Below are 14,910 nucleotides of genomic sequence, written 5' to 3'. Positions count from 1 at the left end.
AATCTAACTCTCCTTACTTGGTTTTATTTGCTAATTCTTGAAAAAGATGATCGGCGTGTTCTATGAACTTTTGATTTTGCTTTAAAATGGATTCATCATGATTGGCTAATTCAAATATTGAAGCGTGCTTTGCAGTAGCTTTATTAAAGAGCTCTCTTTCAGGAATTATAGTCGCGACTGTTTCATCGCCTTCTATGTGTTTGAGCAAATCGCGAGACATGCTTGTATTATGTCTAATCATATTGCCGATAAAGAAAAGCTTTGCGTCTACGTAAGTTTCGCCAGTTCGATAATCAAAAAGTGATTTTCTGAATTTTTCGAGTCGTGTTTCTAGATCAAACTTAGCATTGTAGCCATGTTCACTGGGTGTGATGGGACTAAGAAGGTAATTACTGATAGCAATAGCATTTTTAGTGATGGTGCTAAAATCTGGGTGTGTATCAATTAAGATATAGTCATAGTCGGTTAAGCTTAATGAATCGGAGTTGTTTTTAAACCACATGAACAACATCATTTCTTTGTTACTGTTATTTTCTAGATAACTTCCTAAAACATCTAGGTCTATAAAACCGGCGATTAAATCTAGATTTGGTCCGACACTGTCAATTTTTACTTTTTGAGCATTATTGTCTTCTTTGAATGCTTCAGCGATGGTATTGTTTCGTCGTGTCTTTTCAAAAACGGTTGTTAAATTGCACTGATGGTCTAAATCGATTAATAGAACCTTCTTACCATTTTTAGCTAACCAATCACCATAATTCAAAGTCAAGGTTGTTTTACCGACACCACCCTTGATAGCAGTAAAAGTAATAATCTTCATCTTGATGCCTCCTTCATCTAGCTTAATTATATCATTATCAGGCAAACAAATAAACAATTTATTAAATAATTAACGTAACGATTTTGGCCGCTTTAATCATGTACTTCGGCAATATCAACAGCACTCATTCCCGGCTGATAAGGCTTAAACTAGTCTGATATGCTTAACACTTCTTTACTATAGATTGCTTTAAGTGTAAACCGTCAGGCTTTTTTGCTGTCTAAATTTAACTAGCACCACGCGTATGAGTATTATAATTGAAAATACTAATTTAAACACTTTAATTATCACATATTCAAAACGTCAAAAAATTTGTATCTAAATATATCTAAGCTTTTTTAATGGTGAGAAACTTTGCCACTTGCAACGCTCGATTAATTACTTGGGTATACAAAATGATTATTGTCACGAGCCAAAAATAATCTTAATGTTTAAATTTGCTTCACTTCAACAAAAGACCGATCTGCCAAAACCCAAAGATTTTAACAGACTGATCTTTATTTACATTAATGCATCTTGACTTATTTTGAAAAAGCTTTAATTTATCCTAGCAAGTTGTTGTAACAAAGCTTCCACTTGTTTAGTCAACTTCTCCAGATTGTGACTCTGGTCGAAAGTTTTTAAGTTCGCTTGCACTTGCCGAAAAACCTTTTGGACTCTTTCTTGGCCATTAACAGTCAAAGTTAGCCGAACAATTCGTCGATCATTTGGATTCACTTGTGATTGAATTAAATTATCTTGAATCAATCGCCAAGTATTCCTGGAAATTAGTGTGCGCGTAACAATGAATGCATCAGCTAATTCACTAGCAGTAGCTTGCCCATGTTGTTCAAGATAGACTAATATTCCCCACTCACGCATTGAAAAATCAGTTTTGGCCAATCCTTGCGCTAACATCTGGTATGCCTGTTTCTGAATAGCTTGCAGGGTTGCTAAGCTCTCAAACTGGTTCTTAATTTGCTGATGATTTAGCATATAATATCATCCTATTCTTTTTGCTGCCGCTTAGTCATTCCGAAGAGTCCTAACAAACTACTCATGACTAATAGTAATAAGCCACTCAGTGTCATATGTCATTGATCAGTTTAATCAGTTTGAGCCAACCATTGATCCACAAAATTAGTAGCCGTTGCTTGACCATCCTGAACCGGCTTAGCAGGCATCGTTGATTGACTTGGGTTAATAGAAACTCTAAAATCTGTCGATAAATTATTTATAATTCCTATTATAATAAATTGACTCAAACCCATTGTGAACGTTAGAAATGTTAATAATATGCATTGAAGGTTGATTTTCTTTTTTATATGACCACCTTATTAAGAGATACACTATAAAAATTATATAAAAAGCCAATTTTTTTAATATCAAATGGTAGATTGCAAATTTAATCCGAATTTTTGGACAAATTTGCAATCTACCAACTCACTTTGTGAATTTAACCGCCCAAACTCCTAGACCATTGCGCCAATCGTGCCTGACACCAGTCCAAAAAATCCCGTTCTGAAATCGTTGGTGTTCCCGTCAATAACTTTTTTGTGATGGGCTCCTCACCTAAAGCCGTCTCAATTAACCCAACCACTAAATAATCTGTCTGTTTCGTAACCCAATTTTGTGGTTTCGCCCCAAAGACTTTCGCCAAACTAAAAGCTTGATCCCGAGTCATGGTAGTTAGACGTCCGGTAAAAGCAATCTCACAATCTCTTAAATCAAGCATTTTAAATCATCAACTTTCTTGATTCTAATGTTGGTTTTGACTTGACGGGTTATGGTTTTCCATTCAGTTTAGAGGGAGTGACGTTTTGAGCGCAGAATTGTTCCCTGGAAACAGTTATTTGGAATAACTGAACCAGAGTGCAATTCTATGCTAAGGTTTCCCCCTAGTTCGTCGGTCGTTAACGCCCGTCGCTTGTCTGTACAATTGCGGTATTGCTACCACCACTCATTATAAACCTACGTTTTCGGTTTAGCCTACTAAAAAACGCCCTAGTAGGCGTTGGCAATACGTATTTATTTTTGTTCGATCACCAACTAATCAATGGCACCAAGCCTAAGCTTCGTTTTACCACCCGCGCCGTTAATGGTCGCGCTCACCATTCACCACCCAGCCGTACAGATAACCTTGTTGTGGTATAGCCAGACTTATTGAAGTCGCACTGGCAAACGTGTCCCCTTAGATTTAGACCCCAGCTTGTCCCCTAGGGCTTTAAAAATCGCACCGGCCATGATATAATAGTCATTAAACAAGCTGACTTTTATGTGGCGCTCACCGATTCCAGTCGGTGGGTGTTTTTTTGTATTCACTTACAAGTACAATTGTATTTCTCTCAATAAAAGAAATCAACACTTTTTTAAAAAATGTATACATTTTTACATTAGTACAAATACTAATGTAAAAATTAGTATTTGTATACTCATTCAAAATGCCTCTATTGCAGTCTGCATAGAGCTCATGTATACATTTTTACTTTTACACACTTGTATTTGTATACATGTACTAATTTTTGTGCTATGCTTTAAGAGCATTACACTACATATTTATGAGGTGATATTTTGGATAGCAAAGTCATAACATTTTCAAACTTTAAAGGCGGGACTGGCAAGACAACTAATAGTACAATGACTGGTATCGAGTTGGCACGTCGTGGGTATAAAACACTATTAATAGATTTGGATCCTCAAGCTAACGCCACTAATTTATATTTAAAAACTAAAAATAACGTCGGCGGTGAAGTAACTTCTTTTGATGAAACCTTGATGACCGCAATTAAAAACAAAAACCTCAAACCAGCTATCATCAACGTAATCCAAAATTTAGATATTCTTCCATCCTCAGCTGACTTTTCTTTATATCCTAGATATATGGAGAATATAATTTCTGACTACACCGATCGTGTAAAATACTTGTCTACCTTAATAAATCCGTGGAAAGATGACTATGACTACTTGTTGGTAGACGTTCCACCTACAATTAGCCTAATCACAGATACCGCATTATATATGACAGACTACGTGATTGTCGTTCTTCAAACTCAGGAAAGATCGCTTCAGGGTGCCCAGGCATTCATCAAATACATGCAAGATCAAATTATCAATGAATTCCACGCTCCGACATTAGATTTACTAGGAATATTGCCGGTTTTGCTGAAAAATGGTGCCCCTGTCGATAAGAGCACCTTAGCTAAAGCAATTGATATATTTGGTAAAGAAAATATTTTTGACATAACAATTAAAAATATGGAACGCTTAAAACGATATGATGTAACCGGGGTGACATTTAAAGATCAGTTTGATAAAGCAGTTCAAGACGTATACTCCAACGTTACTGATGAAATATTTAGCAGAATGGCTGGTGAATAGGAATGAGCGGATTATTAAACAATCCCAATCTAAAAAAACAACCAAAGACGGACCCACTTGATCGTGGACAAGATATCAAACCCAAAAACACCTTTACTACAGATGATCTTAAAAGTAATAATGGCAAACCATCAAAACCGGGAAAAAGCGTTGCAGATTCTGTTACTTTTTATGCTAACGTTAGAATCAACAACCATATTAAGAACAAAGCGGAAGCTTTATCTGGAATTGGTCTATATAAATCTCAAAAAGATGCCATTGATAACGCATTAGACTATCTCATTGATTCTTTAGACGCTGAAGACAAGCGAAAATTTACTTTTCAATTAGATATTCTGGAGAGTAGAGACGCCCGAACTAGGGGAAAATAATATCGCGCTCTCAGACAACACGTTCAGCTTTTAGACGTATACTTGTCCGTTTAAATTAAGCAGAATGCACACAAAAAAGTCCTCTATTATGCGGAATAGAGGGCTTTTCTGAAATCAGTACATACAGGCTTTGCTTAGGAGCGTTGCTTGTGTCCATTTAGGACATACACAATCATAGCACGTATTTGACAACTATATACACGTATAAGCAAACAATGCACGAGAATGCGTTTATATGGTAGATTGTAAAGAAAGTGGCTCATCAACAATTGAACAGCCTATTTTCCACTACTGGATCAGCCAAATTAACAACTAAAAACAAACAGACGAACCTAAGACGTGCCCTTAAACAAGCGGCCAAATCTCAAGTTGATTTACCATAGCCCCAAAAGGGAACCGATCTTCACCAGGTCTACCAAGCCCAGAAGAAGTTAGCACTAGCTACTGACAACTTAAAAGCGGGTAACCAGCAACTAGCACTTACCTTAACCAAGTTAGAAAATCAAAATACCGCTATATCTAAACTGTCAGTAGCTTCTCAAAAAATTAATTTGGGTAATCAGAAAATAAGCCAGGGTCAGAAAAAATTGTTAGTAGGTCTCAAACAATTGGCACAAAAAGAAGCTTTAACGACAGCTTTGAGAAAAATTAAGCATACTAAGAATCGACAGATCAGCCAGGCCTTCAGTCATACCTACTTAGTAGGAGCGGTGATTGTTTTGATTCTGTCACCAAGTGCTTTGTTGACAGATCGTAAGCCATTAAAAAGTTGAACTGGGAGCTAGCCATTAACTTTAATACGGATTACTAGCTAAATCTAAAAGGGGCCTCGTATTCGAAGCCCCTTTTGGTATGGTGTAAACAGTTTTAAAATATATTGTTTTTAACTAATTTAAATCGTCGCTGTTGCGTGCGTTTACTAATCCCCGTCTTTCGTTCAATCATTTTATAGGTCATGCCTTGTTTTCGTAACTCGTAGGCAAATCTGATTTGTTCCTCAGAATACGTTTTCGGTCGCCCTTCCCGAAACAACGGATCATGTTGCTTGGCATACACTTTACCTTCTTGTGTGCGCGTGACAATCATATCGCGTTCAAACTGCGCAAAGGCGCTAAATATTGTAAAGACTAGTTGTCCAGTCGGCGTATTGTCAATTAAGCCCATATTCAAAATGTTAACTTTGACATTTTCTTTAAACAACTCTTGGATAATGGCTAAGGCCTCGCGTGTGTTCCGCGCAAACCGATCCAACTTAGTGACAATCAAAGTATCGCCTGTTTTTAGAACGCGCAACAGTTTTTGAAACTCCGGTCGTTCGGTAGTTGTGCCGGTAAACTTTTCTTGAAAGATTTTTTCTGCTCCTGCCAATTTTAGTAACTCAATTTGATTTGCTAATTTTTGATCAGTGGTACTGACCCGCGCATAGCCATATTTCATCTTTTTATCTCCTTACTTATGTCATTAAGTAATGACACGGTTCTAACCCTTTAATTATACAGTATCAAAAAAGAGGCCACAACTGTTGAGTTATGTCGCTTTTCTGTAATCAATGAAAGTGGTCATTTAAATCTATAATTAATTTTTTAATCTCGTCACGAACCTTACGGAATACTTCTAGTTGCTCTTCTAATGTTCCTGTTGCTTGCGCTGGGTCAGATAAAGGCCAGTGTAAACTTTTTGTTTGCGGGGGAAGCATAGGACATTTATCCTTTGCATCACCACATAAAGTAATAACTAAATCTGAAGTATTAAAATACTTTAGATCAATTAATTTAGAGTAGTGGCTACTAATATCTACTCCGTCTTCAGCCATAACTTTAACAGCATTTGGATTTAGTCCATGCGTTTCAATACCCGCGCTTTCTATCTCAAAAATATCGGGCGATAGTATACTTTTGGCATATCCTTCAGCCATTTGACTGCGACAAGAATTTCCTGTACATAAAAAATAAATTTTTTTCATTTTAAACCACCACCGATTTAATTTGTGTAACATCGTTATACACAATAAAACTTAAATGCAATGTTTCAATGCCTATTAAGGTAATATAACATTAATCATCAATAGGTAAATTACTAGTTATCCTGTATAATAGTTCAAGTAGAGAAGTTAAGGCGGTGGCTATTTCCTTAAAGGGGGTGGTGCTTATGGTGTAAAAACTATAAACTCACATTCTAGGAAAGGAGTAGCCCAAGTGTCCGTTTCGGACGCTTTACAATTAATGCTGGCTTTCGGTACTTTTATCGTGGCCTTAATCGCATTAGTTGTTGAGTTGATTAAAAATCAGCAAAAAAAATAACCGCCTTAGCTCTGGCAAGCTAGCGGTTATTTAATCGTATTAAGTTATGCCACCGTCTTAAACGGTTCTACATGGGAAGTCTTGTTCAAGCAAGGCTTCTTTTTCTGCTTCTATTATATCATGTCTGTAAAAAATTGGGTAGTAAGGTATTTTTCAGCTTATTTTTTATAACAAATCTATTTCGTGTCTTATAAAGGCTATGAATTTTTTATTTATTTTTGTATTTTTTTAAAATGGGTTCAACTAATTCTTTTTCAGCTTTTTTTCGAGCTTGGATTGCACTTTCCTTATCTTTAAAATATCCTAGCTCGTAGCGTATATGTTTTACTGTGATATAGCTACGCCACCTCTTATCACGTTTACTATAAGAAACCCCTGTTACACCACTAGAATTATTTGCCTTTAATTTGTCGCTTGTTGCTAGTTCCAATATAGATAGTTTAGTATTTTTTTCACGACCGTCATTTTTTCTAAAAGTTTTTTTTATCTTCTCTTGTATCTTTTCATCTTTGTAAATATTTTTCCATTTTTCTCGTGCCTTCTTTAATTGACAACCACAACTCTTGGTAGTTCCTTGAATAAGTTTTGTGCTTGCCACGTCGGTATAATTACCACAATCACATTTACAAAACCATGTAGTACCCGATCCCTTCTTAACACCAACGGATTGTCTTAAAACTGGGTTCTATAATATTTGGTACTGATAGAAAAATCTTCTCTCAGTACCAATTTTGTTTTATGATAAAAAAATAGAGATGAAGACACACTTCATCTCAAAGAAACAATCCCTACACTGAAAGGAATGTCCTACATGAAGAATTGTACACTGGATCTATTGGGAATTAAAGACTCACACCTGGAATTTGATCCAAAATATAAGAATAAAGTGATAGCTGCAGGATTTTACCAACATAAAAAAGTCCGCAAGATCCATTTGCGGCAATCTTATCCTTGTGCTTGCCCAGTTTGTGGTCAAAAAATGCGCTACAACGGTTTTAAAACCGTTGAGATGCTCGGTTTGCCTTCGGGTGGGATCACAAATGTTTTTTCGATCCGCAAACAAAAATATCTCTGCCCGGCTTCAGCTGCCTGCCCTAAAACTATTACAAAACTTGCGGAGATCAAGGACGTCAAGGCTAACGACCAAATCTCACAAGCCGTTAAATATCAGGCTATTTCTAAATTAGACCAGAATATCTCACAAAAAGATATTGCCGCTGATTTTGGGATCTCTGGAATGACAGTGATGCGCTTTGCGCAAGAGCTCTCAACTTACTTAAGGCCCAATCATCATTTCTTACCGCAAAATATCGCTTTTGACGACTTTAAAGCGGGCAACTTTTCTAGTAGCGGCATGAGTATCATTGTCATGGACATTGCGACACGCCGCACGTTAGATATCGTGCGTTCTCGGCATAATACATACTTACGAAGTTACTTTTTACAATATGACCGTCAAGCTCGCTGGGCAGTCCAAACGGTCACAGTTGATCTGTACTCGCCTTATCGATCCTTGATCCATGAGATCTTTCCGCAAGCGCTGATCATTGCCGACCGCTTCCATGTCGTAACCCAAGCTTATCGGGCCTTAAACTTAGTTCGGACACAAACCATGAAACAGGCGGGACAGGGTTCGCACAACGCACGTGCTTTGAAACATTATTGGAAATTGTTAACTAAAGACTCGACCAAACTTGATTTTAAAACCTATCGTAAAAGCAGAAACTTTCGTAATATGCAGTTATGTGAACAGGATATTGTGGAGCGTTTATTAAACATGTCCTCCGCTTTGCGACAAGCTTACGTTTATTATCAAACACTTTTACAAGCTGTCCAGCAGCGAGATCCAAGGCTCTTAGAAAGTCTAACACGTTCAGCTGCAGGCATGCCTGAGCCCATCAAAAAAACTAATCGTACCTTGCGTAAACATCTACAAGAAATCAAGAACAGCTTTCAGACGACCTTTTCTAATGGACCCGTGGAAGGAACAAACAACAAGATCAAAGCCATTAAAAAGACTGCTTACGGTTTCCGGAACTTTGAAAACTTCCGTTTACGTCTTCTCATCGAATTAAAGAATAGTTATGTCAGTTTGAATTTTCATAGTCACATTAAAAAAGCTGCTCATTCCATTCAGGAACAAGCAGCTTGACCAAGTAGACCAATTGCTTATTATTTTTAATAATTCATTTCATCAGTACCACTTGATAAAGAACCTATTATAAAGAAGAAAGTTTAATGGCTGATTTATCTGTGTTTTTATTATCAGCAGCAATTAAGTTATAGATGTTTTCTATGTGCTTAATATAGCGAGAAATATCAAATTTCAAAACTGTTTTTTTGATATCTGTATGATTATATTTACCACGCAAACGATAGATTTGCCGGCATGCAGCTATAAAAGCTTTTTGGTCGTTCATTGGAGTTAAAATTCCATTGTGGGAATTAATGATGTCTGCCGGTCCAGTAGGACAGTTTGTTGAAACAATTGGCAAGCCATAAGAAGCAGCTTCAATAACAACCATTGGGAATCCCTCATATTTTGAACAGAGCAGCAGGCAATCAGCTTCATTAATTGCTTCCCAAGGATTAGGCATCCAACCTTGCCAGTTAATGTTTTGTGAAATATGCAAATCATTTGCTAATGTTTTTGCTTTTGGAAGATCAGCTCCCTTGCCAAAGATGTCCAGTTTCCAAGGAATATTAAGCTGTGCCATTGATTCAAGAAGCATACGTACATTTTTTTGATCATCCAACAATATTCTTCCAATAAAAATTGCATGGAAAGGAGCGTTAGCTTTAGGTGTGCTGATTGTTTTCTTATTTACAGTGCGGATAGGATTATAGATCAGAAAGATTTTTTGGGCTGGGACCCCGAGTTTGATCAACTGTTTTTTTATCCCTGTACTAATTGCAAGATGATATTCTGAGAAAGCAAGTTCTTGACGAGCAAAAATGTTTGATTCAGCAATGGAGGTATGTCCCCAAGAAACAATTTTATAATGAAGGTCATATTTTTTCCTGATCTGATAGGCAGTTACACAAGCTCTGCCTTCGAGTCCCAAAACGATATCTGGTTCTGCTGCTAAAACATTTTTTTCAATAAACTCTTTTTGTGCTTGTGTATCTTGTGCATGGCAAATTTTAAGTTGGTAGCCGGTAGTACGTGTAATCCATTGGAGCCATTCAGGTTTTCCGCTTTTAGGGATCAAAACCTGATATTCATTTTTTAAATCTTCGTTGACCAAGTTCGAAATGACTCTTTCGGTACCGCCATGTCCCTCTAAATACTGTGTTATTAATGTTATTTTCACGATAATTCATCCTTTCATTTTATGAAGCCAACATTAATCTGATGTAATCTTAAATAAGTTGTATTAGTGAGTCAGTAATTGTTAATTAACTTAAAAATTCTAAAAATAGTTACACCGCATTTGTTAATTATAAAAAATTTAAAACACAATAATGCAGTTGTAACAAAAGTACAGACAGCTAAGGTATGTGATTTTGTTTCAAACAAATGCAGAACTCGATTTTAAAATTCACCCGGCTTTCATTTTATCAACAAAGAAAATAGTTTACTTATGGCTAGTTGAATACATAAGAATGGCATTATTTAAATAAAAAAAAATAAAGGTACAATAACCTTATCCAAATGGTTGTTGAAATGATATGACAATACAGAAACTAAAGAATCTATATTATACTTACCCCCATCTAAACTTTATTATAGATCTAATCAACAGAAAAACTCAAATAGTTGAATTTTGTAAACAAAAGAGAGCGTAAAATATCTTGTGTAAATGCATAAAAGATTTCTGAATTGTATAGAAATAGGGAATGCCTTCCCTTATGATATTTAGTAACCACAGAAAACATCACAGGAGGCATTCCCCATGAATGAACTTACCACAGAAATTATCGCTGCACTAGCCCAAAAGCAAGATTTGGACGAAGTTTTTCGTCACCACCTCGAAATTGCGATTAACCAGCTGCTTCAAACCGAATTGGCAGAGTTTTTGGGTTACGAACGCTACTCATACGCTGGGATTAACACTGGTAATAACCGCAACGGCAGTTATGAGCGCTCGTTTGATACGAAGTACGGCCAACTTAACTTAACCATTCCTCGAGATCGCAATGGCCGGTTTGAAAATCATACCTTGCCAGCCTACGGTCGGCACAGTGATAATTTAGAAACAACGGTCATTCAGTTGTATACCAAGGGAATGACCACTGCTGAAATTGCCGAACTCATTGAGAAAATGTACGGTGCTCACTACTCCAAAGCCACGGTTTCCAACATGACTAAAGCCGTCAATGAACAGGTTCAAGCTTTCCAGCAACGTCGACTGGCTTCACAATATGCGGCCATCTTCTTAGATGCCACTTACTTGCCGTTAAAGCGGGATACCGTTCAAAAAGAAGCCGTTCATATTGCGATTGGCATTCGTCCAGATGGTACGAAAGAAGTGCTGAACTACCAAGTGGCGCCAACGGAATCGACTGGAATCTGGACTGAACTGCTGGGAACCTTGATCAAGCAGGGCGTTAAAGATGTGCTGTTGTTTGTGGCCGATGGGTTAGTTGGTTTGGATGAAGGCTTGAATCGGCATTTCCCTAAAGCCAAACGACAACGTTGCCTGGTTCATGTTGGGCGGAATCTGATGAACAAAGTTCGCGTAAAAGACCGCAAGGCCGTGATCAGTGACTTTAAACAAGTTCATCGGGCCGCCAACCGTGAAGCAGCCGAACTGAAACTGAATGAGTTCGCCAACAACTGGCATCAGACCTATCCCAAATTAATCAAAGATCTGCTTAAAATGCCGAATTTACTCACTTTCATGGACTTTCCACCAGCTATCCGGCAATCACTATACTCCACTAACCTGATTGAGAACTTTAATAAGCATCTCAAGCGCACCACCCACCACAAAGAACAATTTCCAACGGAAGATTCACTGGATCGCTTCCTGGTTTCTCAGTTTAATGTTTATAACGAGAAGTCTCTGAAGCGGATCCACCGAGGGTTCAAAGGACTCCAGGACACCTTGGAAGCATCATTTATTTAAGTTAGATACATATTATATGTACGAAGGCATTTCATTTACACAAGATTCTTGACGCTACCGTAAATTATCTAACCTTTGAACTAAGTTCTTTATTTATACCTGTTTTTCCGATATACCTGCTTGCCAATTCACATAACGAGCCATTGCAAACAAGTAATCAGACAATCTATTTGTATACCGTAAAATTGATGCTGTTATTGATTCATCTTGAGTAGCTAAAAAGTCCACTGATCGTTCAGCCCGCCGTGCAAGGGTCCTAGCATACTGAATTTCAGCAGCAACTGAGTTACCACCGGGTAACACAAAGGCCTTCAATGGAGGTACTTCTCCCATCCATTTATCAATTTTAACTTCCAAACGCATTACGTGGGCATCAGTAATTGTTTGATGGCGTGGCACACCTATATCCGCTAGCAACTCATATAATTCTGTCTGCAACATTAAAAGTTCATTACCTAACCACTTGGCATATCCATCATAATCTATATGAGCACAAACAACTCCTAGCCACGAATCTAGCTCATCAATATCACCCAAAGCCTTAATTTGAGGGTCATATTTAGGTATCTGCCCACCTTTTATTTGAATAGTAGTTCCTTGATCGCCACGTTTCGTGTACAGTTTCATCCTTAGACCTCCAATCATATTTTGTATTTCACTTCAAACAGTATCATGTTAAAAGCATTTATTTTAAAAGTCAAGACTCTAAATACAATATATTGTGTGTATAATAATATTTGTACACAATATATTGTATTTAATTAAAATGCTTATTTAGGAGGAAACAGTTATGAAAGAAATAATTACCATACCAGATACTGTCATTAACAACATTATGCAAAACGTTGCGCCACATTGGGGCCAACTTGGTTGGGTAACATACAAACGAACATATGCACGTTGGATATCTAACAAAAACCGCAGTGAAGAGTGGCCGGAAACAGTGAAACGGGTGGTTGAAGGCAATATTAATCTAGATCCTCGTTTGCATAAAGACAATCCAAACCCAGAAGTTGTCCATTCTTTGTCTATGGAGGCACAACAACTATTTAAGATGATCTATGGTTTAGCGGCAACACCGAGTGGCCGTAATCTATGGATCTCCGGAACTGATTATCAGAAACGTAATGGTGATTCACTTAATAATTGCTGGTTTATTGCGATTCGTCCCCAAGAATACGGTAATAGTCATATTAAACCAATTATGGTGTCAAAGACCGAAAAGGCTGTTTCAATGCCCTTCGCTTTTCTGTTTGACCAATTAATGAAAGGTGGCGGCGTTGGCTTTTCAGTTGAAAAAAATAATGTTACAAAGATACCAATCGTTGATCATGCTATAAGTTTGCAAATTATTATTAGTCACGACAGTGCTGCATACGATGAATCCTTAGCAACAGGTGCGAAAGACCGTGACAAAGCATTGATTGCCCGTGATGCCCTTATTTATGTGCTGCCAGACACGCGCGAAGGATGGGTAGAAGCATTGGCCCAACTCATTGATGCCCACTTTATTGGAAATTACAAGGAGATCGTGTTTGACATAAGCAAAATTCGTGCACGGGGTGTACGAATTCATGGGTTCGGAGGAACCGCATCAGGACCTGCTCCATTAATTGAAATGTTGAAGGATGTAAACGTCATCATTAATAACAAAGTCAGCGCAAAGCTCAACTCGGTCGACTGCACGGACATTAGTAACCTGATTGGTAAAGCGGTTGTTGCTGGTAACGTGCGACGTTCCGCCGAAATTGCTCTTGGGGATAGTAATGACTATGATTTTATTACCATGAAACAAAATAAAGATAAACTTTATCACCACCGCTGGGCTTCAAACAATAGTATTATCACTGACGAAAAATACGCAAATTATGGTGATGTAGCAGAAGCTGTCGCAAAAAATGGTGAACCTGGAATCTTCAATCTAGATATGTCACGAAATTACGGACGGATCACAGATGGTCGGCAAAATAATGTCGATGCAACTGTAGAAGGGACTAACCCTTGTGGTGAAATTTCATTATCAAATGGTGAGCCTTGCAACCTTTTTGAAGTATTCCCGAGCATAGCTGAAGAACAAGGATGGAAACTAAAAGACGTTGTCACTTTGGCTGCCCGTTATACTAAAAGAATAACTTTCAGTCACTACGACTGGGAGGTATCGCGGCAAAGTATTGCCAAAAATCGGCGAATTGGAGTCTCCCTTTCTGGCATTCAAGATTGGTTTCTAAAAGACTTCGGTAATCGAGTTGTGACAGGATTTAACACCGAAGGTGACGCTATCTTTGATAAGCGAATCGTTCACGCTATTGATGAGCTTTACCATAACGTTGTACAAGCTGACAATGAATATTCTGCTGTGTTGGCCTGCAATAGATCAATCAAGCACACCACAGTTAAACCCAGTGGAACCGTATCAAAACTCGCTGGTGTCTCTGAGGGCATGCACTTTCACTATAGTAACTATCTGATTCAAAGAATCCGTTTTCAGGAAACTGACCCGCTTCTTCCGGTACTACAAAAATGTGGATACCACATTGAACCAGATGTTTACACCAAAAATACTAAGTGTGTCGAGTTTCCAGTAAAATCCGAACATGCAGACAGCGAACATTTTGCTAGTGCAGGTAATGTATCAATTGCTGAACAGCTTGCCACTCAAGCATTTTTACAAAAATATTGGTCAGATAATGCCGTTTCCTGCACGATTACATTCCAACCAAGCGAAACACAGCAAATTGCTCCCCTATTGGCTAAATATCGAAATGCCATTAAGTCAACATCATTACTGCCATATGCTGGTGATGCCTTCGAGCAGGCACCGAAACAACCAATCACAAAGACAGAATATAAAGCATGCCTGACAAAAATTACCGATGATGTTGAAATGGTCTATGCCCGTGAACATGGACTGGAAAATCAGGACTTGGAAATTGTCGGCCAACAGGATTGTGTTGACGGTTCATGTCCAATTAAATAAGTGTAATTTAAAG

The 14,910-nt window shown here is 37.8% G+C and carries 16 protein-coding genes; 7 read left to right on the top strand and 9 right to left on the bottom strand.

Translation table 11 applies throughout. The annotated features are described in order from the left end of the window. Positions 1-13: 13 nt before the first annotated feature. The 4 genes from AB3217_RS10640 to AB3217_RS10625 all read right to left on the bottom strand — a co-directional run bounded on the left by AB3217_RS10640 (position 14) and on the right by AB3217_RS10625 (position 2,534). Entirely contained in the window at positions 14-820 is an 807-nt protein-coding gene (locus tag AB3217_RS10640; RefSeq protein ID WP_281165971.1) for a ParA family protein, read from the bottom strand. 537 nt (positions 821-1,357) lie between these two features. Continuing rightward, on the bottom strand, positions 1,358-1,795 hold the full coding sequence (locus tag AB3217_RS10635; RefSeq protein WP_367366139.1) for a MarR family winged helix-turn-helix transcriptional regulator: 438 nt from the start codon (positions 1,793-1,795) through the stop codon (positions 1,358-1,360). Positions 1,796-1,905: 110 nt separating this feature from the next. After that, complete coding sequence (locus AB3217_RS10630) at positions 1,906-2,064, bottom strand: hypothetical protein (protein WP_319077531.1); 159 nt, start codon at positions 2,062-2,064, stop codon at positions 1,906-1,908. Between the two features lie 191 nt (positions 2,065-2,255). After that, positions 2,256-2,534, bottom strand: a complete 279-nt coding sequence (locus tag AB3217_RS10625; RefSeq protein WP_020923847.1) for a BRCT domain-containing protein — start codon at positions 2,532-2,534, stop codon at positions 2,256-2,258. Between the two features lie 836 nt (positions 2,535-3,370). On the opposite strand from AB3217_RS10625, the gene AB3217_RS10620 reads away from it, so the two are divergent. The 3 genes from AB3217_RS10620 to AB3217_RS10610 all read left to right on the top strand — a co-directional run bounded on the left by AB3217_RS10620 (position 3,371) and on the right by AB3217_RS10610 (position 5,321). Then, positions 3,371-4,177, top strand: coding sequence for a ParA family protein (locus AB3217_RS10620; protein ID WP_035168925.1), 807 nt, complete (start codon positions 3,371-3,373; stop codon positions 4,175-4,177). A gap of 2 nt (positions 4,178-4,179) precedes the next feature. After that, the gene (locus tag AB3217_RS10615) at positions 4,180-4,548 is read left to right on the top strand and encodes a DUF5388 domain-containing protein (RefSeq protein ID WP_020090532.1); all 369 of its coding nucleotides are present in this window, start codon (positions 4,180-4,182) and stop codon (positions 4,546-4,548) included. 551 nt (positions 4,549-5,099) lie between these two features. Continuing rightward, positions 5,100-5,321 (top strand): MFS transporter, encoded by a 222-nt coding sequence (locus AB3217_RS10610; protein ID WP_080945476.1) that lies wholly within the window; start codon positions 5,100-5,102, stop codon positions 5,319-5,321. Positions 5,322-5,415: 94 nt separating this feature from the next. Here the strand turns inward: AB3217_RS10610 and AB3217_RS10605 are convergent, their stop codons facing one another. Continuing rightward, on the bottom strand, positions 5,416-5,985 hold the full coding sequence (locus AB3217_RS10605; RefSeq protein ID WP_024855672.1) for a recombinase family protein: 570 nt from the start codon (positions 5,983-5,985) through the stop codon (positions 5,416-5,418). Positions 5,986-6,094: 109 nt separating this feature from the next. Continuing rightward, a complete protein-coding gene (gene arsC / locus AB3217_RS10600) occupies positions 6,095-6,511 on the bottom strand; it encodes an arsenate reductase (thioredoxin) (protein ID WP_046870756.1) in 417 nt (138 codons plus the stop codon). A gap of 259 nt (positions 6,512-6,770) precedes the next feature. Between arsC and AB3217_RS10595 the strand changes: the two genes are divergently transcribed. Further along, positions 6,771-6,848, top strand: coding sequence for a putative holin-like toxin (locus tag AB3217_RS10595; protein WP_255318524.1), 78 nt, complete (start codon positions 6,771-6,773; stop codon positions 6,846-6,848). A gap of 208 nt (positions 6,849-7,056) precedes the next feature. On the opposite strand, the gene AB3217_RS10590 is transcribed toward AB3217_RS10595, so the two are convergent. Then, on the bottom strand, positions 7,057-7,446 hold the full coding sequence (locus tag AB3217_RS10590; protein ID WP_003691192.1) for an AP2 domain-containing protein: 390 nt from the start codon (positions 7,444-7,446) through the stop codon (positions 7,057-7,059). A 213-nt stretch (positions 7,447-7,659) separates the two neighbouring features. On the opposite strand from AB3217_RS10590, the gene AB3217_RS10585 reads away from it, so the two are divergent. After that, the gene (locus tag AB3217_RS10585) at positions 7,660-9,000 is read left to right on the top strand and encodes an ISL3 family transposase (RefSeq protein ID WP_003691194.1); all 1,341 of its coding nucleotides are present in this window, start codon (positions 7,660-7,662) and stop codon (positions 8,998-9,000) included. Positions 9,001-9,067: 67 nt separating this feature from the next. On the opposite strand, the gene AB3217_RS10580 is transcribed toward AB3217_RS10585, so the two are convergent. Continuing rightward, complete coding sequence (locus tag AB3217_RS10580; RefSeq protein WP_003691196.1) at positions 9,068-10,162, bottom strand: glycosyltransferase; 1,095 nt, start codon at positions 10,160-10,162, stop codon at positions 9,068-9,070. A 582-nt stretch (positions 10,163-10,744) separates the two neighbouring features. Here AB3217_RS10580 and AB3217_RS10575 point away from each other — a divergent pair. Then, entirely contained in the window at positions 10,745-11,920 is a 1,176-nt protein-coding gene (locus AB3217_RS10575) for an IS256 family transposase (RefSeq protein ID WP_087742475.1), read from the top strand. Between the two features lie 93 nt (positions 11,921-12,013). On the opposite strand, the gene AB3217_RS10570 is transcribed toward AB3217_RS10575, so the two are convergent. Beyond that, positions 12,014-12,547, bottom strand: a complete 534-nt coding sequence (locus tag AB3217_RS10570; protein WP_033615094.1) for a cob(I)yrinic acid a,c-diamide adenosyltransferase — start codon at positions 12,545-12,547, stop codon at positions 12,014-12,016. A 163-nt stretch (positions 12,548-12,710) separates the two neighbouring features. Here AB3217_RS10570 and nrdJ point away from each other — a divergent pair, with 163 nt between their 5' ends. Beyond that, positions 12,711-14,897, top strand: coding sequence for a ribonucleoside-triphosphate reductase, adenosylcobalamin-dependent (nrdJ, locus tag AB3217_RS10565; RefSeq protein WP_033615096.1), 2,187 nt, complete (start codon positions 12,711-12,713; stop codon positions 14,895-14,897). Positions 14,898-14,910: the final 13 nt, after the last annotated feature.

Origin of the sequence: Pediococcus parvulus, assembly GCF_964063155.1 — a bacterium.
Taxonomy (GTDB): domain Bacteria; phylum Bacillota; class Bacilli; order Lactobacillales; family Lactobacillaceae; genus Pediococcus; species Pediococcus parvulus.
The sequence above is the reverse complement of the archived record's forward strand: the minus strand, read 5'-3'. Positions and strand labels throughout refer to the sequence as shown.

What these genes read in the sequence shown, in the direction of transcription:
- AB3217_RS10570 (WP_033615094.1), bottom strand. Translation starts at nt 12,547, where the DNA reads ATGAAACTGTACACGAAACGTGGCGATCAAGGAACTACTATTCAAATA.
- AB3217_RS10615 (WP_020090532.1), top strand. Translation starts at nt 4,180, where the DNA reads ATGAGCGGATTATTAAACAATCCCAATCTAAAAAAACAACCAAAGACG.
- AB3217_RS10595 (WP_255318524.1), top strand. Translation starts at nt 6,771, where the DNA reads ATGCTGGCTTTCGGTACTTTTATCGTGGCCTTAATCGCATTAGTTGTT.
- AB3217_RS10640 (WP_281165971.1), bottom strand. Translation starts at nt 820, where the DNA reads ATGAAGATTATTACTTTTACTGCTATCAAGGGTGGTGTCGGTAAAACA.
- AB3217_RS10635 (WP_367366139.1), bottom strand. Translation starts at nt 1,795, where the DNA reads ATGCTAAATCATCAGCAAATTAAGAACCAGTTTGAGAGCTTAGCAACC.
- arsC (WP_046870756.1), bottom strand. Translation starts at nt 6,511, where the DNA reads ATGAAAAAAATTTATTTTTTATGTACAGGAAATTCTTGTCGCAGTCAA.
- nrdJ (WP_033615096.1), top strand. Translation starts at nt 12,711, where the DNA reads ATGAAAGAAATAATTACCATACCAGATACTGTCATTAACAACATTATG.
- AB3217_RS10575 (WP_087742475.1), top strand. Translation starts at nt 10,745, where the DNA reads ATGAATGAACTTACCACAGAAATTATCGCTGCACTAGCCCAAAAGCAA.
- AB3217_RS10625 (WP_020923847.1), bottom strand. Translation starts at nt 2,534, where the DNA reads ATGCTTGATTTAAGAGATTGTGAGATTGCTTTTACCGGACGTCTAACT.
- AB3217_RS10585 (WP_003691194.1), top strand. Translation starts at nt 7,660, where the DNA reads ATGAAGAATTGTACACTGGATCTATTGGGAATTAAAGACTCACACCTG.
- AB3217_RS10605 (WP_024855672.1), bottom strand. Translation starts at nt 5,985, where the DNA reads ATGAAATATGGCTATGCGCGGGTCAGTACCACTGATCAAAAATTAGCA.